Raw genomic sequence first — 20,880 nt, 5'->3', positions numbered from 1 at the left:
CGCCGTCGTCTTAGACTATGGAGGCTGCGCGGCGATCCGCGCCGGCCTGACCGTGACGAAAGGTGAGTCTTCGGGTGTTTGCGACGATGAGCAGCTGGTACGCCAGCATCCCGAGCCCGGGGCCCGAGTGGCAGAACATCCCGATCGACCTGTTCGGGTGGCACTGGCGCATCCAGACCTACGCGATCATGATCCTGATCGGGATCGTCGTGGCGGTGCTGTGGACCTCGCGCCGACTCAGCAAGCGCGGCGGCGAGCCGGGCGTGGTGCTCGACTTCACGCTGTGGGCGGTCGTCCTCGGCATCGTCGGAGCCCGCCTGTACCACGTGTTCACGCACCCGGGCGACTACTTCTACGCGGGCGCCAACCCGTGGAACGTCTTCGCGATCTGGGAGGGCGGCAACGCCATCTTCGGCTCGCTGATCGGCGGCGCCGTCGGCGTGCTGATCGCGTCGCGCATCACCGGCGTGCGGTTCTGGTCCTTCGCGGACGCCCTCGCCCCCGCCCTGCTGCTCGCTCAGGCGATCGGCCGCCTCGGCAACTACGTCAACCAGGAGCTGTTCGGCCTGCCGACGAACCTGCCGTGGGGTCTGCAGATCGACGCCGACAACAAGGCGATCCCCGTCGGCCTGCCCGACGGCACGCTCTTCCAGCCGCTGTTCCTCTACGAGATCATCTGGAACGTCATCGGCGTCGTCGTGATCCTCTTCCTCGAGCGCAAGTTCCAGCTGCGCTGGGGCAAGACCCTCGCCGTGTACCTCATCTGGTACGGCCTCGGCCGCTCCTACCTGGAGTCGATCCGCATCGACCCGAGCGAGTTCAACATCCTCGGCATCCCGACCAACGTGTGGGCGGCGTTCCTGGCCGTCATCCTCGGCATCGTCATCCTCATCGTGCAGACGCGCCGCCACCCCGGACTCGAGCCGAGCGTGTACCGCCCGGGTCGTGAATGGGTGCGGCCGGATGCTGAGGTAGACTCTGACGACACGGACTCGGATGACGAGGTCCCCGACGAGGACGACGGGGTACCCGCCGGATCCTCAGGAGCCAAGGCCACAAGCCCAACGAACGGTTGAACCCCGTCGGCTCGCACCACCCGCAACGTCTGTCGAGGCAATCCCGAAAGCATCACCGACCGCACCGAGCCACCAGGCCGCACACAGCCCGGTGAGCGCGGCGGATCCACCACCTCTCAGGGCCGATGGCGTCCCCGCACTTACATCCCCACATCCACGACACTGTGAGGACGGTCGAAAGATGGCGTTCACGCCTCCCCGAACCCGGTTCAGCACCCTCCCTGCGAAGCAAGGTCTCTACGACCCCGCCGACGAGAAGGACGCCTGTGGCCTCGCCATGGTGGCGACCCTGCGCGGCACCGCCGGGCATGACATCATCGACGCCGCGCTGCAGGCGCTGCGCAACCTCGAGCACCGCGGCGCGGTCGGCTCCGACGCCGGCACCGGCGACGGCGCGGGCATCATCACGCAGGTGCCCGACGTCTTCCTGCGCGCCGTCTCCGGACTGGACCTGCCGGCGGCCGGTCAGTACGCGGTCGGCAACGCCTTCCTCCCGACCGCGGAGGAGGAGCGCGCGGCCGTCAAGCAGGCCGTCGAGGCCATCGCGGCCGAGCAAGACCTGACGGTCCTCGGCTGGCGCGAGGTGCCGGTGCGGCCGGACGAGCTCGGGAACCTGGCGCGCGACGCGATGCCGGTCATCGAGCAGCTGTACGTGTCGAGCACGCGCGTCGACGAGCAGGGCGCCCCGCTCGCCGGGATCGCCCTCGACCGGCTGACGTTCTTCCTGCGCAAGCGCGCGGAGCGCGAGCTGGACCTCTACTTCTCGTCGCTGTCGAGCCGCACCCTGGTCTACAAGGGCATGGTCACGACCCTGCAGCTCGAGCCGTTCTACCCGGACCTCTCCGACCAGCGCTTCGCCTCCAAGCTCGCCCTGGTGCACTCGCGCTACTCCACGAACACGTTCCCCTCCTGGCCGCTCGCGCAGCCGTTCCGGATGATCGCGCACAACGGTGAGATCAACACGGTGCAGGGCAACCGCAACTGGATGCGCGCCCGCCAGTCGCAGCTCGAGAGCGAGCTGCTCGGCGACCTCTCGCCCGTCTTCCCGATCGTCACGCCCGGCGCGAGCGACTCCGCCTCGTTCGACGAGGTCGTGGAGCTCATCTCGCTCACCGGCCGGTCGCTCCCGCACGCGGTGATGATGATGGTGCCGGAGGCCTGGGAGAACCAGACCGAGATCGACCCGGTCCGCCGCGACTTCTACGAGTACCACTCCATGCTCATGGAGCCGTGGGACGGCCCCGCCGCGATCGTCTTCACCGACGGCTCGGTCGTCGGCGCGACCCTGGACCGCAACGGCCTGCGCCCCGGCCGGTACGTCGTGACGAACGACGGCCTCGTGGTGCTCGCCTCCGAGATCGGCGTGCTCGACATCGAGCCGAGCCGCGTCGTGCGCAAGGGCCGTCTGCGCCCGGGCCGCATGTTCCTGGTCGACACGGTCGCCGGACGCCTGATCGAGGACGACGAGATCAAGTCGGAGCTCGCCGCCGGTGCGCCCTACGGGGAGTGGCTGGACGAGGGCCGGATCAACCTCAAGGACCTGCCGGAGCGCGAGCACATCGTGCACACCCCGGCCTCCATCACGCGCCGTCAGCGCACCTTCGGCTACACGGAGGAGGAGGTCCGCATCCTCCTGAAGCCGATGGCGACCACCGGTGCCGAACCGCTCGGCGCGATGGGGTCGGACACGCCGGTCGCGGTGCTCTCGCAGCGTCCGCGCCTGCTCTTCGACTACTTCACCCAGCAGTTCGCCCAGGTGACGAACCCGCCGCTGGACTCGATCCGCGAAGAGGTCGTCACCTCGCTGAAGCTCGGTCTCGGCCCGGAGCGCAACCTGCTGTCGGCCGGTCCCGAGCACGCCCGTCAGGTCGTCCTGGACTTCCCGGTGATCGACAACGACGAGCTCGCCAAGATCCAGCACATGGATCCGGCGCCCGGCAGCCGCCTGACCACGACGATCCGCGGCCTCTACCGCTTCGACGCGGGCACCGACGCCATGGAGCGCCGCCTCGCCGAGATGTGCGACGAGGTCGACGAGGCGATCGAGGCCGGCGCGCAGTTCATCGTGCTCAGCGACCGCGACTCCAACAAGGACCTCGCGCCCATCCCGTCGCTGCTCATGCTCGCGGCCGTGCACCACCACCTGATCCGTGCCGAGAACCGCATGAAGGTCGGACTGATCGTGGAGGCGGGCGACGTCCGCGAGGTGCACCACGTCGCGCTGCTGATCGGCTACGGCGCCTCGGCGATCAACCCGTACCTGGCGATGGAGACCTGCGAGGACCTCGTCCGCTCCGGCTTCATCACGGGAGTGACGCCCGAGAAGGCGGTCAAGAACGTGATCAAGGCGCTCGGCAAGGGCGTCCTGAAGATCATGTCCAAGATGGGCATCTCGACGGTGTCGTCGTACGCCGCGGCGCAGGCGTTCGAGGCCGTCGGCCTCAGCCAGGCCTTCGTCGACCGCTACTTCACCGGCACGACGAGCAAGCTCGGCGGCGTGGGCATCGAGGTCATCGCGGCCGAGAACCTCTCGCGCCACGAGAGCGCCTACCCGGCCGAGAGCGCCATCGTCGCGCACGAGCGCCTGGCGACCGGCGGCGAGTACCAGTGGCGCCGCGACGGCGCCCCGCACCTCTTCAACCCGGAGACGGTCTTCCGCCTCCAGCACTCGACGCGCACGCGCCGCTACGACGTCTTCCGCGAGTACACGAAGCTGGTCGACGACCAGTCCGAGTCGCTCATGACGCTGCGCGGGATGTTCGCCCTCAAGGCGGGCGAGCGCACCCCGGTGCCGCTGGACGAGGTCGAGTCGATCGAGTCGATCGTCAAGCGCTTCTCCACCGGCGCGATGAGCTACGGCTCCATCTCGAAGGAGGCGCACGAGACCCTCGCGATCGCCATGAACCGGCTCGGCGCCAAGTCGAACACCGGTGAGGGCGGCGAGGACCTCGACCGTCTGCTCGACCCCGAGCGCCGCAGCGCGATCAAGCAGGTCGCGTCGGGGCGCTTCGGCGTCACGAGCATGTATCTCACGCACGCGGACGACATCCAGATCAAGCTCGCGCAGGGCGCCAAGCCGGGCGAGGGCGGTCAGCTGCCGCCGACCAAGGTCTACCCTTGGGTGGCGCGCACCCGGCACGCGACGGCCGGCGTCGGCCTCATCTCGCCGCCGCCGCACCACGACATCTACTCGATCGAGGACCTCAAGCAGCTGATCTTCGACCTCAAGCGGGCCAACCCGGGCGCACGCGTCCACGTGAAGCTCGTCTCGGAGTCGGGCATCGGCGCGGTCGCCGCCGGCACCGCGAAGGCCCTCGCCGACGTCATCCTGGTCTCGGGCCACGATGGCGGCACGGGAGCCTCCCCGGTCAACTCGCTCAAGCACGCGGGCACCCCGTGGGAGCTCGGCCTGGCCGAGACGCAGCAGACGCTGATGCTCAACGGGATGCGCGACCGCGTGGTCGTGCAGGTGGACGGCCAGCTCAAGACCGGCCGCGACGTGATCGTCGGCGCCCTGCTCGGCGCCGAGGAGTTCGGCTTCGCGACGGCGCCGCTGGTGGTCTCCGGCTGCATCATGATGCGCGTCTGCCACCTCGACACGTGCCCGGTGGGCGTCGCCACGCAGAACCCGGAGCTGCGCTCGCGCTTCTCGGGCAAGCCCGAGTTCGTCGTGAACTTCTTCGAGTTCATCGCTCAGGAGGTGCGCGAGTACCTCGCCGAGCTCGGCTTCCGCAGCCTGGACGAGGCGATCGGCCACGCCGAGCTGCTCGACGTCGACCGCGCCGTGCAGCACTGGAAGGCGTCGGGCATGGACCTGTCGCCGATCCTGCACGGCCCGGAGTTCCCGGACACCGCGCCGCGCAAGAACGGCCGCGCCCAGGACCACGAGCTGGAGCTGCACTTCGACAACCAGCTGATCGAGGCCTCCCGCGACGTGCTCGCGAACGGCGGCACGCTGGAGCTGTCCCTGCCGATCCGCAACACGGAGCGCGCGGTGGGCACCATGCTCGGCCACGCCGTCACCGTCGCGCGCGGCGAGAACGGCCTCCCGAACGGTTCGATCGACATCACCCTCACGGGCTCCGCGGGCCAGTCGCTGGGCGCGTTCCTCCCGAGCGGCATCACGCTGCGGCTGGAGGGCGACTCCAACGACTACGTCGGCAAGGGCCTGTCCGGCGGCCAGATCGTCGTGCGCCCGCCGAAGGAGGCCGTGTTCGCGGCCGAGCGCAACGTGATCGCGGGCAACGTGATCGGCTACGGCGCGACGCAGGGCAGCATGTTCATCCGCGGCATCGTGGGCGAGCGCTTCCTGGTCCGCAACTCCGGGGCGACTGCGGTCGTCGAAGGGGTCGGCGACCACGCGCTCGAGTACATGACCGGCGGCCTCGCGGTCATCCTCGGCGGAACGGGGCGCAACCTCGGCGCGGGCATGTCGGGCGGCACCGCCTACGTGTACGAGCTCAAGGAGGACCGCGTCAACCGGGACTCGCTCGCCACCGGTGAGCTGGAGCTGCTGCCCCTCGGCAGCGCCGACGTCGAGATCGTGCGCGACCTGCTCGAGAAGCACCGGGCGGAGACGGGATCGGCGCTGGCCGAGCGCCTCCTCGCCGACTTCGACGCGACGGTCGCGAAGTTCGTCAAGGTGCTGCCGCGGGACTACGCGGCCGTGCTGCAGATGCGTCAGGAAGCCGTCGACGAGGGTCTCGACCCCGATGGCGACATTGTGTGGAACCGAATCTTGGAGGTGACTGGTGGCTGACCCCAAAGGCTTTTTGAAGACCACGGAGCGGGAGCTCCCCAAGCGGCGCCCGGTCTCCGTGCGGCTCATGGACTGGAAAGAGGTCTACGAGGCCGGCGATCCGGCTCAGCTGCGCCGGCAGGCGGGCCGCTGCATGGACTGCGGCGTGCCGTTCTGCCACCAGGGCTGCCCGCTCGGCAACCTCATCCCGGAGTGGAACGACCTGATGTGGCGCGGGGAGGGCCGTCAAGCCATCGACCGCCTGCACGCGACCAACAACTTCCCGGAGTTCACCGGCCGTCTGTGCCCGGCGCCGTGCGAGTCCTCGTGCGTGCTCGGCATCAACCAGCCGGCCGTCACGATCAAGCAGGTCGAGGTCTCGATCATCGACCAGGCCTGGCAGAACGGCTGGGTGCAGCCGCACCCGCCTGAGCGCCTCACCGGCAAGACCGTCGCGGTCGTCGGCTCGGGCCCGGCCGGTCTGGCCGCCGCCCAGCAGCTCACGCGCGCCGGCCACACGGTCGCCGTGTACGAGCGGGACGACCGCATCGGCGGCCTGCTGCGCTACGGCATCCCGGACTTCAAGATGGAGAAGAAGCACCTCGAGGCGCGTCTGAACCAGATGATGGCCGAGGGCACCCGCTTCCGCGCCGGCGTCAACATCGGCGTGGACATCACCTGGGACGACCTGCGCGCGCGCTACGACGCCGTCGTGGTCGCGACCGGTGCGATGGTGCCGCGCGATCTCCCGATCCCGGGCCGGGACCTGGTGGGCGTGCACTACGCGATGGAGTACCTCGTCCAGCAGAACAAGGCGGGCGCCGGCGACGACGTCTCCGGCCAGATCACCGCGGACGGCAAGCACGTCGTGGTCCTGGGCGGCGGCGACACCGGTGCGGACTGCATCGGCACGGCGCACCGACAGGGCGCGGCGAGCGTGACGAACCTCGCGATCGGCGTGCAGCCGCCCGCGGAGCGTCCCGACCACCAGCCGTGGCCGACCACCCCCACGCTCTTCGAGATCCAGTCGGCGCACGAGGAGGGCGGCCAGCGCGAGTACCTCGCGTCGACCGTCGAGTTCCTCGCGAACGAGTTCGGCGAGGTCCGTGCGCTGCGCGTGGCCGAGACCGAGTACCTCGACGGCCGCCGCGTGCCGAAGGCCGGGACCGAGCGCGAGATCCCCGCGGACCTCGTGCTCCTCGCCCTCGGTTTCACGGGCCCGGAGCAGGACGACCTCTCCGCGCAGCTCAACCTCCCGTTCGACCAGCGCGGCAACGTGCAGCGCGACGGGCAGTACCAGACCAGCGAGCCGGGCGTCTTCGTCGCGGGCGACGCCGGGCGCGGCCAGTCGCTCATCGTCTGGGCGATCGCTGAGGGCCGGGCGGCGGCAGCCGCCGTCGACCGGTATCTTGAAGGAGAGACGCAGCTGCCGTCTCCGGTCCGTCCGACCGACCGGGGCATCCTCGTCTGAGGTGACCCGACCAGGGCATCACCACGAACCGCGCGCCGTCAGGGGCGCACGAACAACGGAGCGAACGAAAGCATGAGAAGGGCGAAAATCGTCTCGACCCTCGGGCCGGCGACGTCCAGCTACGACAACATCCGCGCGATCATCGACGCGGGTGTTGACGTGGCCAGGATGAATCTGAGCCACGGCAGCTACGAGGTCCACGAAGGGGTCTACGCCAACGTGCGCAAGGCCGCCGCGGACGCCGGCAAGCCGGTCGCGGTCCTGGTGGACCTGCAGGGACCGAAGATCCGCCTCGGCAAGTTCGAGGCCGGTCCCTACGAGCTCGCCGAGGGCGACATCTTCAAGATCACCACCGAGGACATCATCGGCACCAAGGAGATCTCCTCGACCACGTTCAAGGGCCTGCCCCAGGACGTCAACCCGGGCGACTTCCTGCTGATCGACGACGGCAAGGTCCGCGTCAAGGTCCTCGAGACCGACGGCACCGTCGTGACCACCGAGGTCATCGTTGCGGGCCCGGTCTCCAACAACAAGGGCATCAACCTCCCGGGTGTCGCGGTCAACGTGCCGGCGCTCTCGGACAAGGACGAGGCCGACCTGCGCTGGGGCCTCAAGCTCGGCGCCGACATCATCGCGCTGTCGTTCGTGCGCAACGCCAGCGACATCGAGCGCGTGCACGAGATCATGGCCGAGGAGGGACGCCGCGTCCCCGTCGTCGCCAAGATCGAGAAGCCGCAGGCCGTCGAGGCGCTCGAGGAGATCATCGAGGCGTTCGACGCCATCATGGTCGCCCGTGGCGACCTGGGCGTGGAGCTGCCGCTCGAGGCGGTCCCGATCGTGCAGAAGCGCGCCGTCGAGCTCGCCCGCCGCGCCGCCAAGCCGGTCATCGTCGCCACGCAGATGCTCGAGTCGATGATCTCCAGCCCGGTCCCGACCCGCGCGGAGACCTCCGACGTCGCCAACGCCGTCCTCGACGGCGCGGACGCGGTCATGCTCTCGGGCGAGACCAGCGTCGGCGAGTACCCGACCGTCACGGTGCAGACCATGGCGCGGATCGTCACCTCGACCGAGGAGCACGGTCTCGACCGCATCGCCCCGCTCGGCACCCGGCCCCGCACCCAGTCGGGTGCGATCACGCTGGCTGCCACGGAGGTCGCGGACTTCGTCGAGGCGAAGTACCTCTGCGTCTTCACCGAGTCGGGCGAGTCGGCACGCCGCATGGCGCGCCTGCGCAACAAGATCCCGATCCTGGCCTTCACGCCCGAGGAGTCGACCCGTCGCAAGATGTCGCTCTACTGGGGTGTCGAGTCCTTCGTGGTCGACCGCGTCACCCACACCGACCAGATGGTCGCCCAGGTGGATGAGGCGCTCAAGTCGACCGGCCGTGCCGTGAACGGCGACAAGGTCATCATCATCTCGGGTTCCCCTCCCGGAATCCCCGGCACCACCAACGACATCCGCGTCCACCGCGTCGGCGACGTGCTCTAAGGTCCGGATGGAGGAAGGCCCCGCGTCGATCGGACGCGGGGCCTTCCGCGTGCGCGGGCGGTTTTTCCCGGGGAGCTCGCAGGGTGGTTCGGAGGGGCGGAGCGTATCCTGACCGTATGAAGCACCGATGGATCCGCTGGGCTCCCGCGGTCGTCGTCCCGGTGGCGATCGCCGCCGGTGCGATCGTCGTCCCGCTCGCGGCCGGCGCCGCCGACCTTCCCGTGAAGTCCCCGGAGGACGTCGTCCGGCTCGTCGCCGCGAGCGACACGAAGACGTTCTCGGGGACCGTCGAGCAGAGTTCGGAGCTGGGGTTGCCGGACGTCTCGGCGATCTCGGGCGGCTCATCGTCGAGCTCGTCGTCCTCCGACGAGCAGAGCGCGCTGGAGCTGCTGACCGGAGACCACACGGCCAAGGTCTATGTGGACGGTGCGACCAAGCAGCGCGTCCAGGTGCTGGACCAGCTGGCCGAGCGCGACGCAGTGCGCGACGGCTCCGAGGTCTGGCTGTACGACTCGAAGGGTCAGAGCGCGACGCACCTGACCCTCCCGGCCCACACTGACGCCAGCACCGAGTCCGCCACGCCGACCCCGCTCGCCACGACGCCGCAGGCGCTGGCCGAGAAGCTGATCGCCGCGGCCGATCCGACCACGAAGGTGACCCTTGCGTCGCCGTCGAGCGTCGCTGGACGCGATGCGTACACGCTCGTGCTCACCCCGCGCACCGACGCCACCCTGGTCGGGTCCGTGCGGATCGCGGTCGACGGAGCCACGGGCATCCCGCTGCAGGTGAAGGTCTTCGCGCGCGGTGCCTCGGCGCCGGCGTTCGAGGCCGGCTTCACCACGTTCAGCACGGACCGCGCGGACGCGAGCCTGTTCGCCTTCACCCCGCCGACGGGTGCGAAGGTCACCGAGCAGACCGTGCCTGAGCGCTCTGCGCAGAAGGGTGCGCCCGCGGGCGACCACCCGAAGCCGCAGGTCACGGGCGAGGGCTGGGCGAGCATCGTCACGCTCCCGGCCGGCACCGCTCCTGCCTCCCTCACCGCGGACCCGCTGTTCGCCCAGCTGACGACGAATGTGGATGGCGGACGGGCGCTCAGCACGTCGCTGGTCTCCGTGTTCGTCACCTCCGACGGGCGCGTGCTCGCCGGCGCCGTTCCCGTCTCGGCACTGCAGGCCGCCGCGCAGTGAGCGATGCCGCCGCGATCGCGACGAGCGGCCTGACGAAGCGCTTCCGGTCGCGCGCGGTGGTCGACGGGCTCGACTTGGAGGTGCCGCGCGGCTCGGTCTTCGGCTTCCTCGGCCCGAACGGTTCGGGCAAGACGACCACCATCCGGATGCTGCTGGGTCTCGTCGCCCCGTCGGCGGGGGAGGCCCGGGTGCTCGGCGAGCGGATGCCCGATCGTGGCGCCAGCGTGCTGCCCCGGGTCGGCGCCCTGGTCGAGGGCCCCGCCTTCGCCCCGTACCTGTCCGGGACGGCCAACCTGGTGCGCCGGGACACGGCGGACCGGTACGCGCCCGGAGAGACGCGCACACGCCGTGTGGAGGCCGCTCTGGAGCGGGTGGGGCTGAGCCACGCCGCGGGCAAGCGCGTCCGGGCGTATTCGCTCGGCATGAAGCAGCGGCTCGGCATCGCGGGCGCTCTGCTCACCGACCGGGAGCTGCTCGTGCTCGACGAGCCCACGAACGGCCTCGATCCGCAGGGGACGCGCGAGGTCAGGAACCTCGTCCGTTCGCTCGCCGCCGGCGGGACCACGGTCTTCGTCTCCAGCCATTTGCTCGCCGAGATCGAGCAGATGTGCACGCACGCCGCGATCATGCGTGCGGGGAGGCTGGTCGCGCAGGGCTCGCTGGACGACCTGCGCGGCGGGTCCGGCCCGCGCCTGGTGGTCGAGACGCCGGATGCGTCCCTCGCCGTGACGGTGCTCGCCGCACTCGGTCTCCGGGCCGAGCACACGGCCGAGGGCATCGAGGCACCCCTCGCACCGGGCGCCCCGCAGCCGGAGGAGCTGACGGCCGCGCTCGTCCGCGGCGACGTCCGCGTACGCGGTCTCGCCGTGCGGTCGTCGAGCCTGGAGGAGCGGTTCGTGGAGCTGACCGGGGAGGGCTTCGATGTCGAGCAGTGACGCGCCTCCCGTGGCCGCCGCGCTGACCGTCCGCCGCTCCCGCGCCTCGGCCGGCTGGGCGCTGCTCGGGTCGGAGCTGGCGGTGCTGTTCCGCCGCATCCGCACCTGGGCGATGCTCGCCGCGCTGGCGGCCGTGCCGATTCTGATTGCGGTCGCCGTGCGGATCACGGGCGGATCGAGCCGCGGCCCCGGCTTTCTCAGCCAGATCACCGACAACGGCCTGTTCGTCGCCTTCACGGCGCTCGTCGTGTGCATGCCGTTGTTCCTCCCGCTGACGATCGGCGTGGTGGCGGGAGACACGATCGCGGGGGAGGCGAGCCACGGCACGCTGCGCTACCTGGTCATCGCGCCGGCCGGGCGCCTGCGCCTGCTCGCCGTGAAGTACGCGGGGGCGGCCGCCTTCAGCATCGCCGGCGCGCTCGTCGTCGCACTCGCGGGGGCGGGGATCGGCGCGGCGCTCTTCCCGATCGGCCCGGTGACGCTGCTCTCCGGCACGACGGTGGGCGTGGGGGAGGCGCTGCTCAGGATGCTGCTCATCGCCGCGTTCGTCGTGGTCTCGCTGCTCGGGCTCTGCGCGATCGGGCTCTTCCTGTCGACGCTGACGGACGTCCCGGTCGGCGCCATGGCGGCGACCGCGGTGCTGGCCGTCGTCTCGCAGGTGCTCGATCAGCTCCCGCAGCTGTCGGCCCTGCACCCGTGGCTGTTCTCGCACTACTGGCTGGGCTTCGGCGACCTCCTGCGCGACCCGATCTCGTGGGACGCGTTCGGTCAGAACGCCCTGCTGCAGCTCGGCTACGTGGCCGTGTTCGGGGCGCTGGCGATCGGCCGCTTCACGTCGAAGGACATCCTGTCCTAGCGCAGCCCGCGCGTCACGGAATGGACTCGGCCGCCGCCTCCAGGTCGGATCGCGGGCGCTCCCGCTGCGTCGCGATGGCCGCGCCGGCGGCGACGCAGACGATCACGATGCCGACGAGCTGGACGAGCGTGAACGACTCGTGCAGTACCAGCACGCCGAACACGGTCGCGACGACCGGCCCGAAGCTCGTGATGATGGCGTAGAGGCGCGGCGAGATGCGGCGCAGGATGAACGTGTCCAGGCTGTAGGGCAGCGCCGACGACAGGACGCCCAGTGCGAGCAGAAGCCCGAGGACTCCCCAGTCCAGACGGGAGTAGTCGATGACGACGAGGGCGACGGGGACGGTTAGCACGGTCGCCACGACACTCGCGACGCTGAGTCCCTCCAGCCCGGGCAGGCGCGTCGCCACGCGTCGGGTCAGCAGGATGTACGCGGCCCACGCGGCGGCCGCCGTCAGCGCCAGCACGACGCCGACCGGGTCCAGCGCGCCCTCGGTCGCCGTCAGGAGGAACACCCCTGCGGCGGCTGCGACGGCGCACACCCCGTCCAGCACCCGTCTCGAGCCGACCAGCGCGAGGGCGAACGGGCCCAGGAACTCGATCGTCGCCGCGATGCCGAGCCCGAGCCTCCCGACGGCCTCGTAGAAGCTCAGATTCATGGCCGCGAGGACCACACCGAGGGCGAGCGCGGGCCAGAGCCGGCGCCACGTCAGCTCGGCGCGTCGCGGCCGGTAGAACGGCAGCACCGCGACGGCGGTGACCAGCTGCCGCGCCGCGACGACGACCACCGATCCGACGACCGGGATGAGGAGCCCGGCGATCGACGAGCCGAAGTTGATGCTGACCTCCGTCGCGACCTGGGTGCCGGCGCCGATGGCCCGATCGCGTCTGGAGTTCACTCCGTCGAGCTTAGCCCGCGCCGCATGATCGCCCGGGTCGCGGACGGGCGCCGTACGACCTCGAAGCCGCCGTCGCGGAAGAGCGCGACCGTGCCGTGATACCGCTCGGCGGCGGAGAGCGACGGGCGCTGCTCCGGATCGACGGGATACCCCTCCAGCACCGTCGCGCCGCGGTCGCGCGCGTGGGCGACGGCGCCCGCGAGCAGTTCTCGGGCGATCCCGCGCCGGCGGTACTCCGGCCGGACCACGAAGCAGGTGACGGCCCACGGATCGGCCGGATCGTCATCACGACGGCGCGTGATCGGCGAACGACCCAGCGCCGGGTAGGCGGAGTACGGTTCGACCGCCGCCCAGCCGACCGGCTCTCCGTCGAGGAACGCGAGCACCCCGGGAGACCCGTGCTCGACCTGCTCGTGCAGGAGCGCTGCCCTGTCGTCACGCGTTCCGCCGTCCCACGCCGAGCGCGGGAGCTTGAACCACTGGCACCAGCATCCGCTCGGATCGCCGACCGTCCCAAAGACGGTGCGGATGTCGTCCCACGTGTCCGCGTCGACCGATCGGATGACCACCTCGTCCACCATGGGCTCGACGCTACCGCGCGTGCAGCGCTCCCGCCAGGAGGCTCGGGTGCTCGACGTGCGCGAAGTGCCCGGTCGCGGGGACGGTGATCGAGCGCAGCTGCGGGATGACCTGCGCCAGCGGTCCGTCGTCCGACGCGGGGGAGAACAGGTCGTGGTCGCCGTGGACCGAGACCACGGGGCACCGCACGAGTCGCCACCGTTCCGCCGCCGGGTACACCCGCGCGCACGCGACCGCGCGCACGAACGCGGACGGGCGGAGGTCGCGTGCGAGATCGCTGACCGCCTCGGGGATGTGACGGCCGAAGAGCGGGGCCGTGAGGAGACCGAGGAGGTGCGTCCGTTCGAGCGTCGCGACGAATCGGCCGGCGAGGCCGGGACCGAGGGCCATCAATACGCGCATGGCGACCACGAGCCCCATGAGCGGCGCGTAACGGAGCAGCAGCTGCGGGAGGCCCATCCGGTCGCCGCGCGCGCCGAACGTCGTGCCGGAGACGAGGACCACCGATTGCGTGGCCACCGGCTCCTGCGCGGCGAGCTCCAGCGCCACGAAACCGCCCAGCGAGTGCCCGACCAGCCGCCACCGGTCGTAGCCGAGGGCGCGGACGGTCGCCACGACGGCCGCGGCCAGGCTGGCGGCATCCAGGTGCGTCGCGTCGGCGGGGGAGTCGCCCCAGCCGGGGAGGTCGGGGACGACGAGGTCGGAGACGTCGCCCCCGCTCTCGGCGGCGGCGATGGCGGCGCTCCAGGTCGTCCAGGATCCGGCGGCGCCGTGCAGGAGCACGGTCGCGGTGCGGCTGCGCCGCTCCGTGTGCCGGACCGCGACCGGCCCGCACCGGGTGTTCACCGTCGTCTTCTCCATGCCTGTTGTTCGGAGCGGTGCCACCGTAGGCTTGCCGCGAGGGGAGACACCGTGAACGCATCCGCTGCATCCATCGACCGTCTCGAGCCGAGCGAGGAGACCCTGGACCGATTGGATGCGTGGTGGCGTGCCGCCAACTACCTCTCGGTCGGGCAGATCTACCTGCTGGACAACCCGCTGCTGCGGGAGCCGCTGTCGCGCGACCACATCAAGCCGCGGCTGCTGGGCCACTGGGGCACGACGCCCGGGCTCAACTTCGTCTACGCGCACCTCAACCGCGCGATCCGCGAGCGAGACCTGGACACGATCTTCATCGCGGGCCCCGGGCACGGCGGTCCGGGCGTGGTCGCCAGCGCCTACCTCGACGGCACGTACAGCGAGGTCTACAGCGCCATCGATCAGAGCGTCGACGGGATGCGCCGGCTGTTCCGCCAGTTCTCGTTCCCCGGCGGCATCCCCAGCCATGCGGCCCCGGAGACGCCGGGTTCCATCCACGAGGGCGGCGAGCTGGGCTACTCCCTCTCGCACGCGTACGGTGCGGCCTTCGACAACCCGGAGCTGCTCGTCGCGGCGGTCGTCGGCGACGGGGAGGCCGAGACCGGCCCGCTCGCCACGGCCTGGCACTCGAACAAGTTCCTCGACCCGGTGACCGACGGTGTCGTGCTGCCGATCCTGCACCTCAACGGGTACAAGATCGCGAACCCGACGGTGCTCGCGCGCATCCCCGAGTCCGAGCTGATGGAGCTCATGCGCGGCTACGGCTACACGCCGCACCTGGTCTCCGGCGGTTTCGACGGCGAGGACCCGCGCGAGGTCCACAAGCGCATGGCGGTCGAGCTCGACGTCATCCTGGACGAGATCGCCGAGATCAAACGCGCGGCCATCGCGGGCGAGCTGGAGGGGCGCCCGGCCTGGCCGATGCTCGTGCTGCGCACGCCGAAGGGCTGGACCTGCCCGCCCGTCATCGACGGCCATCCCGCCGAGAACAACTGGCGCTCGCACCAGGTCCCGCTCGCCGACGCGCGCGACACCGAGGCGCACACCCGGCTGCTGGAGAGCTGGCTCGCGTCCTACCGCCCGGAGGAGCTGTTCGACGAGTCGGGCGCTCCGGTCGCGCTCGTGACGGCGCTCGCGCCCGAGGGAGACCGCCGGATGAGCGCGAACCCCGTCGCGAACGGCGGACTGCTGCGCAAGGACCTGCGGCTGCCCGACTTCCGCGACTACGCCGTCGACGTGCCGACGCCGGGTGGTTCGGTGGCGGAGGCGACCCGGGTGCTCGGGGAATGGTTCCGGGATGTCATGCGCGCGAACCCTGAGGACTTCCGGCTGTTCGGCCCGGACGAGACGGCCTCCAACCGCCTGCAGGCCGTGTACGAGGTCACCGGCAAGCAGTGGAACGCCGAGTACTGGCCGATCGACGACGACAACCATCTCGTCCCGAGCGGCCGGGTGATGGAGATGCTGAGCGAGCACCAGTGCCAGGGCTGGCTCGAGGGCTACCTGCTCAGCGGCCGGCACGGGGTGATCACGTCGTATGAGGCGTTCATCCACATCGTGGACTCGATGTTCAACCAGCACGCCAAGTGGCTGAAGTCGTCGCGCGCCATCGCGTGGCGGCGACCGGTGGCCTCCCTCAACTACCTGCTGAGCTCGCACGTGTGGCGGCAGGACCACAACGGCGCCTCCCACCAGGACCCGGGCTTCATCGACCACGTCGTCAACAAGAAGGCGGACGTCGTGCGCGTCTACCTGCCGTTCGACGCGAACACGCTGCTGTCGACCTACGACCACTGCCTGCGGTCGACCGACTACGTGAACGTCGTGGTGGCCGGCAAGCAACCGGCGCCGAACTGGCTGACCATGGACCAGGCCATCGCCCACTGCACCCGAGGTATCGGAATCTTCGAGTGGGCGGGCACGGAGGTCGACGGCGAGGAGCCGGATGTCGTGCTCGGCTGCGCCGGCGACATCCCGACACTGGAGGTGCTCGCCGCGGCGGACATCCTGCGCCACCGCCTCCCGTCGCTGAAGGTGCGCGTGGTCAACGTCGTCGACCTGATGCGCCTGCAGAGCGAGGGCGAGCACCCGCACGGGCTCAACGACCGCGAGTACGACGCGCTCTTCACCACCGACAAGCCGGTGATCTTCGCCTATCACGGCTACCCGTGGCTCATCCACCGCCTGACGTACCGTCGCGAGGGCCACGGCAATCTCCACGTGCGCGGCTACAAGGAGGAGGGCACGACCACCACGCCGTTCGACATGGTCATGCTCAACGACCTCGACCGGTACCACCTCGTCATCGACGTGCTCGACCGCGTGCCGGGGCTCGCCGCACGCGAGACGGCGTTCCGCCAGGAGATGCAGGACGCCCGCCTGGCCGCCCGGCAGTACACGCGCGAGCACGGCGAGGACATCCCGGTGGTGGCCGAGTGGACCTGGGGCGGCGAGACGTCGGGCCCCCGCCTCGATACGACTGGCGGGGACAACGATTAGGGACGAGGGACGGTCTACAGGGGCTGCGCCGACGCCGGGTCGACGACGGTCAGTTCGGCGATCTTCGCCTGCCGTCCGTCGCCGGAGGAGCGGCCGGTGAGCCGGCGCCCGATCCACGGCAGCACGAACCGGCGGTAGTACTCGGCGGTCCGGCGGCTGCGCTCGCCGCCGGGGCCGGCCGCGACCTCCTCGACGCCCCACTCCTCGGGCACCGGGACGTCGAACGCGGTCAGCACGTTGCTCGCCACGCGGGCATGGCCGAGGGCGTTGAGGTGGAGGCGGTCCGCCGACCAGTAGCGGATGTCCTCCAGGCCCTCGTCGGCCCAGTTGTCGACGAAGGTGATGCCGTCGCGCGGGAGCATGGCGCGCACCTCGCGGGCGAGCTCGTTGCCGCGCTTGCGGACGAGACCGCCGAGCGGGAGGTGCGCCGACGGGTTCGCGCCGCTGAGGAGCAGCATGTGGCTGCCCGACGCGGTGACGCGGTCGGCGGCATCCACCAGGATGCGCGCCACGTCCCGGATCGCGACGCGGGGCCGCATGATGTCGTTGCCGCCGCCGTTGAAGCTCACGAGCTGGGGATGCTGGGCGATCGCGGGTTCGATCTGCTCGGCGACGATCGGGCCGAGCTTGCGGCCGCGGATCGCCAGGTTGGCGTACCGGACGGGTTCGGGCGATGCCGCCGCGAGACCGAGGGCGACGAAGTCGGCCCAGCCGCGCACCCGGCCGTCGGGGAGGTCGTCGCCGACGCCCTCGGTGAAGCTGTCCCCGATCGCGATGTAGGAGGTGAACACACCGCTACGCTACCCGCCGCGCGTACCATGGGCGGCACGCGACGCGAAGGAGCCCGCACCATGCAGAAGGTCACCACATTCCTCTGGTACGACGACGGGGCGGAGGAGGCCGCGGCGCTGTACGTGTCGCTGCTGCCCGACTCCCGCATCCTCTCCGTGAACCATGCCGCCGGCGTGACGCTCGTGCGTTTCGTCCTCGCCGGGACCGAGTACCAGTCCATGAACGCCGGACCGCAGTTCCCCTTCACCGAGGCGACGTCGATCATGGTGCTCTGCGACGACCAGGCCGAGGTCGACCGGCTCTGGGACGCGCTCATCGCCGGCGGCGGGGAGCCCAGCCAGTGCGGCTGGCTCAAGGACCGGTGGGGGCTGAGCTGGCAGATCGTGCCCGCACGCCTGCTCGAACTGCAGAACGATCCCGATCCGGAGCGCGCCCGCCGCGCCAACGAGGCGATGCTGAGGATGGCGAAGATCGACATCGCCGCCCTGGAGGCCGCAGCCGACGGCTCCTGAGCAGGGTGTCGGAGCCTGCTATTTCGCGATCAGCTTCTGCCAGCTGAGCAGGTGCTCGACGGTCACGCCGCCGTACGCGGGGAGCTTCGAGAACGTCGACCGCACGAGCGCCGTCTCGGATTCGAGCAGGCTCGCGCTGTCATCGCCGAACGTCGCAGCGGGACCGCCGGCGACCTCGGGTGTGTCGGTCTCGACGCCGATGCTGAACGGGACGGCGGCGGCGCTCGCCGCACGGGCGGCCGGGCCGGCGAGGGCCAGAATGCCGTCGTCGCCGCGGGCGTGGTCGACGAACGCCACGATCGCGACCGAGTCGAGGTGGGGGAGCAGGGCGTCGAAGAGGGTCCCACCGGCGGGGCTCTGCTTGGCAGCCAGCCACCAGGGCAGGTCGGCGCCGACCGGGACGGAACCGGCTTCGGCGGCGGCCGCGTCGTACAGCGCGGCGAGCTTGTCCGCGATGCCCGGGAGGTCGCCCTCCTCCGCGCCGACCCACGGCTCGACGTCGAACTGGATCGCGTCGAACGGGGCCGCGGCGAGCGCCGAGCGCGTCCAGGTAGCGGCGAGGTCGGGCTGGTCCGCCCACGCCGGGTCGCCGCCCAGCGCCGCCACGGTCTTCACCCCGGCCTTGTGCAGCGCGGTGATGGAGGCCTTCAGCCAGCTCGAGAACGGTCCCTCGTCGGCCGCCCACGGCACGGAGAGGTAGACCGTCTTCAGTTTGTGCGCGCTGGCGAACGCGGCGAGCGCCTTCGGTGCGAACTCGGGGTCGCCGTCGCCCCGCGCGTCGACGGCCGGGTCGATGGGGTTGCCCCACGCCCACATCCCCGTGATCGCCGAGGCGGAGGTGGTGGCCTTCGGTGCGAGTTCGGCGGCCGCGGCGGGGGTGGCGGTCATGATCAGCGATCCTCCCAGCGCGAGCGCGACCGCGCCGCCGAGAAGAGAGGATCGGAGTCGCTCGATACGCATGGCACACCCTTCGCACGGAACACTGATGCGCTGCAGATTCGGGTGTGCAGCGATGCAATCATTTCAGTATTCCGACGGCGTGCACACCCTCTTTTCGGGGTACATCTGGCCGGGGTACAGACCAGCGCGAGAGCTGGTCGGGGCCTACCGCCAGCCCAGGGCCGGTGCGATCTCCGTCACGACGGACTCGAGCAGGTGCGCGTTGTAGTCGACGCCGAGCTGGTTCGGGACGGTGAGGAGGAGCGTGTCGGCAGCCTCCACCGCCGCGTCCGTGCGCAGCTCCTCGATCAGGGCGTCCGGTTCGCCGACGTAGCTCTTGCCGAAGCGGGCGATACCGCCGTCGAGGTGCCCCACCTGGTCGCGACGGTCCGCCTGGGCGGAGGCGCCGAAGTAGCGGCGGTCGAGATCGGTCGTGATCGGCATGATGCTGCGGCTGACGGAGACTCGCGGTTCGCGCTCCCAGCCGGCGGCGGCCCACGCGTCCCGGTAGAGCTGGATCTGCTCCGCCTGGAGGTCGGAGAACGCCGCGCCGGTGTCCTCGGTGAGCAGGGTGGAGCTCATCAGGTTCATCCCCTGCTCGGCGGCCCAGACCGCGGTCGCGCGCGAACCGGCGCCCCACCAGATGCGGTCGCCGAGGCCGGGGGACTGCGGCTCGATGGCGAGGGCACCGGTGCGGCCGGTCATCTGCGGGTTGGCCTGCGCGATGCCGGCTCCGGCGATCGCGGCGCGGAAGAGCTCGGTGTGGCGGCGGGCCAGGTCGGCGTCGGACTCCTCGTCGTCCGGGTAGTACCCGAACGACTCGTAGCCGCGCAGGGCGGTCTCGGGTGATCCTCGGCTCACGCCGAGCTGCAGCCTCCCCTCACTGATGAGGTCGGCCGCCGCGGCGTCTTCGGCCATGTAGAGCGGGTGCTCGTAGCGCATATCGATCACGCCGGTGCCGATCTCGATGCGGTTCGTGCGGGCGCCGATCGCGGCCAGGAGGGGGAAGGGCGAGGCGAGCTGCGGAGCGAAGTGATGCACGCGGAAGAACGCGCCGTCGGCTCCCAGCTCCTCCGCCGCGACGGCGAGGTCGATGCTCTGCCGCAGGGCGTCGCCCGCGGTGCGCACGACCGAGCCGGGCACCTCCTGATAGTGGCCGAACGAGAGGAATCCGATCTTCTTCACACCGGTGTGCAAGGCGTGGCGGCCCGCCGGTATTCCGTCTACAGTCCGCAGCATGGCCGATTGGTTGTGCGCCGCGTGCGCCGTGGAACAGCCGGAGGGGGAGGCGCCGCCCGCCTCGTGCCCGATCTGCGAGGACGAACGACAGTACGTCCCTCCGGGAGGTCAGCGCTGGACGACGCTGGCACAGTTGCAGCGCGACGGCGAGCACGTGGTCGTCACGGAGCTGGAGCCCGACCTCTACGGACTGCGCAGCGAACCGCAGGTCGGGATCGGGCAGCAGGCGATCCTCCTGCGCACACCCGACGGCAACCTCCTCTGGGACCCGACCGGCTACGTCGACGAAGCGGCGGCGGCCGCCGTGCAGGATCTGGGCGGTGCTGCCGTGATCGCCACCAGCCACCCGCACATGTTCGGTGCGCAGACCACCTGGTCTCGGATGCTCGGGGACATCCCGGTGCTGGTCAACGAAGCGGACCGGCACTGGGTGCAGCGGGAGTCCCCGAGCATCGAGACCTGGAGCGGCGAGCGGGAGGTCCTCCCCGGCGTGCTGCTCCGGACGGTCGGCGGGCACTTCCCGGGAAGCGCCGTCGTCCACTGGGATCGCGGTGTCGTGCTCAGCGGCGACACGATCTTCCCGGGGCCGTCGCAGCGCTGGGTGACGTTCCAGCGCAGCTTCCCCAACGACATCCCGCTGTCGGCTGCCGTGGTGCGGCGGGTGACGGACGCCGTGTGCGACCGGCCGTTCGACCGGATGTACGGCAACCTGGGCAACCGCATCCCGGGGGAGGCGCGGGAGGCCGTGCTGCGCTCCGCGGAGCGCTACATCGGCTGGGTGAGCGGGGCGTTCGACCATCTCACCTGACCAGG

16 protein-coding genes are annotated in these 20,880 nt (G+C 70.9%); 10 read left to right on the top strand and 6 right to left on the bottom strand.

Features of this window, described 5'->3' with window-relative positions; genetic code table 11:
- Positions 1-86 precede the first annotated feature (86 nt).
- From lgt to FHX33_RS06705, 7 genes are all read left to right on the top strand, one after another.
- Positions 87-1,076: a prolipoprotein diacylglyceryl transferase gene (gene lgt / locus FHX33_RS06735; RefSeq protein WP_021757718.1), complete on the top strand. Its 990-nt coding sequence runs from the start codon at positions 87-89 to the stop codon at positions 1,074-1,076.
- 181 nt (positions 1,077-1,257) lie between these two features.
- Positions 1,258-5,835, top strand: a complete 4,578-nt coding sequence (gene gltB / locus FHX33_RS06730) for a glutamate synthase large subunit (protein WP_021757719.1) — start codon at positions 1,258-1,260, stop codon at positions 5,833-5,835.
- A complete protein-coding gene (locus FHX33_RS06725; RefSeq protein ID WP_021757721.1) occupies positions 5,828-7,285 on the top strand; it encodes a glutamate synthase subunit beta in 1,458 nt (485 codons plus the stop codon). The genes gltB and FHX33_RS06725 overlap by 8 nt, the downstream gene beginning before the upstream one ends.
- 72 nt (positions 7,286-7,357) lie before the next feature.
- Positions 7,358-8,773, top strand: coding sequence for a pyruvate kinase (gene pyk, locus FHX33_RS06720; protein ID WP_021757722.1), 1,416 nt, complete (start codon positions 7,358-7,360; stop codon positions 8,771-8,773).
- Positions 8,774-8,889: 116 nt separating this feature from the next.
- On the top strand, positions 8,890-9,960 hold the full coding sequence (locus FHX33_RS06715) for a LolA family protein (protein WP_021757723.1): 1,071 nt from the start codon (positions 8,890-8,892) through the stop codon (positions 9,958-9,960).
- Positions 9,957-10,895: an ABC transporter ATP-binding protein gene (locus tag FHX33_RS06710; RefSeq protein WP_021757724.1), complete on the top strand. Its 939-nt coding sequence runs from the start codon at positions 9,957-9,959 to the stop codon at positions 10,893-10,895. The genes FHX33_RS06715 and FHX33_RS06710 overlap by 4 nt, the downstream gene beginning before the upstream one ends.
- On the top strand, positions 10,882-11,751 hold the full coding sequence (locus tag FHX33_RS06705) for an ABC transporter permease (protein ID WP_021757725.1): 870 nt from the start codon (positions 10,882-10,884) through the stop codon (positions 11,749-11,751). The genes FHX33_RS06710 and FHX33_RS06705 overlap by 14 nt, the downstream gene beginning before the upstream one ends.
- Positions 11,752-11,764: 13 nt before the next feature.
- Here FHX33_RS06705 and FHX33_RS06700 read toward each other — a convergent pair whose 3' ends face one another.
- From FHX33_RS06700 to FHX33_RS06690, 3 genes are read right to left on the bottom strand one after another with little or no spacing between them, the layout of a single operon-like run.
- Positions 11,765-12,649 carry an EamA family transporter gene (locus FHX33_RS06700; protein WP_021757727.1) on the bottom strand — a complete coding sequence of 295 codons (885 nt, stop codon included), beginning with the start codon at positions 12,647-12,649 and terminating at the stop codon, positions 11,765-11,767.
- Positions 12,646-13,230 (bottom strand): GNAT family N-acetyltransferase, encoded by a 585-nt coding sequence (locus tag FHX33_RS06695; protein WP_021757728.1) that lies wholly within the window; start codon positions 13,228-13,230, stop codon positions 12,646-12,648. The genes FHX33_RS06700 and FHX33_RS06695 overlap by 4 nt, the downstream gene beginning before the upstream one ends.
- Positions 13,231-13,240: 10 nt before the next feature.
- Complete coding sequence (locus FHX33_RS06690; protein ID WP_183428289.1) at positions 13,241-14,089, bottom strand: alpha/beta fold hydrolase; 849 nt, start codon at positions 14,087-14,089, stop codon at positions 13,241-13,243.
- Positions 14,090-14,140: 51 nt separating this feature from the next.
- On the opposite strand from FHX33_RS06690, the gene FHX33_RS06685 reads away from it, so the two are divergent.
- A complete protein-coding gene (locus FHX33_RS06685) occupies positions 14,141-16,585 on the top strand; it encodes a phosphoketolase family protein (protein ID WP_021763283.1) in 2,445 nt (814 codons plus the stop codon).
- A 14-nt stretch (positions 16,586-16,599) separates the two neighbouring features.
- Here FHX33_RS06685 and FHX33_RS06680 read toward each other — a convergent pair whose 3' ends face one another.
- On the bottom strand, positions 16,600-17,376 hold the full coding sequence (locus FHX33_RS06680; RefSeq protein WP_021763284.1) for an SGNH/GDSL hydrolase family protein: 777 nt from the start codon (positions 17,374-17,376) through the stop codon (positions 16,600-16,602).
- Positions 17,377-17,436: 60 nt separating this feature from the next.
- Here FHX33_RS06680 and FHX33_RS06675 point away from each other — a divergent pair, with 60 nt between their 5' ends.
- Positions 17,437-17,889, top strand: a complete 453-nt coding sequence (locus FHX33_RS06675) for a VOC family protein (protein WP_021763285.1) — start codon at positions 17,437-17,439, stop codon at positions 17,887-17,889.
- A gap of 18 nt (positions 17,890-17,907) precedes the next feature.
- Here the strand turns inward: FHX33_RS06675 and FHX33_RS06670 are convergent, their stop codons facing one another.
- Complete coding sequence (locus tag FHX33_RS06670; protein ID WP_183428288.1) at positions 17,908-18,849, bottom strand: hypothetical protein; 942 nt, start codon at positions 18,847-18,849, stop codon at positions 17,908-17,910.
- 144 nt (positions 18,850-18,993) lie between these two features.
- Complete coding sequence (locus FHX33_RS06665; RefSeq protein WP_021764846.1) at positions 18,994-20,067, bottom strand: LLM class flavin-dependent oxidoreductase; 1,074 nt, start codon at positions 20,065-20,067, stop codon at positions 18,994-18,996.
- On the opposite strand from FHX33_RS06665, the gene FHX33_RS06660 reads away from it, so the two are divergent.
- Positions 20,066-20,875, top strand: a complete 810-nt coding sequence (locus FHX33_RS06660) for an MBL fold metallo-hydrolase (RefSeq protein ID WP_021764847.1) — start codon at positions 20,066-20,068, stop codon at positions 20,873-20,875. The two genes, FHX33_RS06665 and FHX33_RS06660, sit on opposite strands and share 2 nt — an antisense overlap.
- Positions 20,876-20,880 lie beyond the last annotated feature (5 nt).

The sequence above is a fragment of the Leifsonia aquatica genome (assembly GCF_014190775.1).
Taxonomy (GTDB): domain Bacteria; phylum Actinomycetota; class Actinomycetes; order Actinomycetales; family Microbacteriaceae; genus Leifsonia; species Leifsonia aquatica.
Note: the sequence above shows the minus strand (reverse complement) of the source record. Positions and strands in the feature narration are given on the sequence as shown.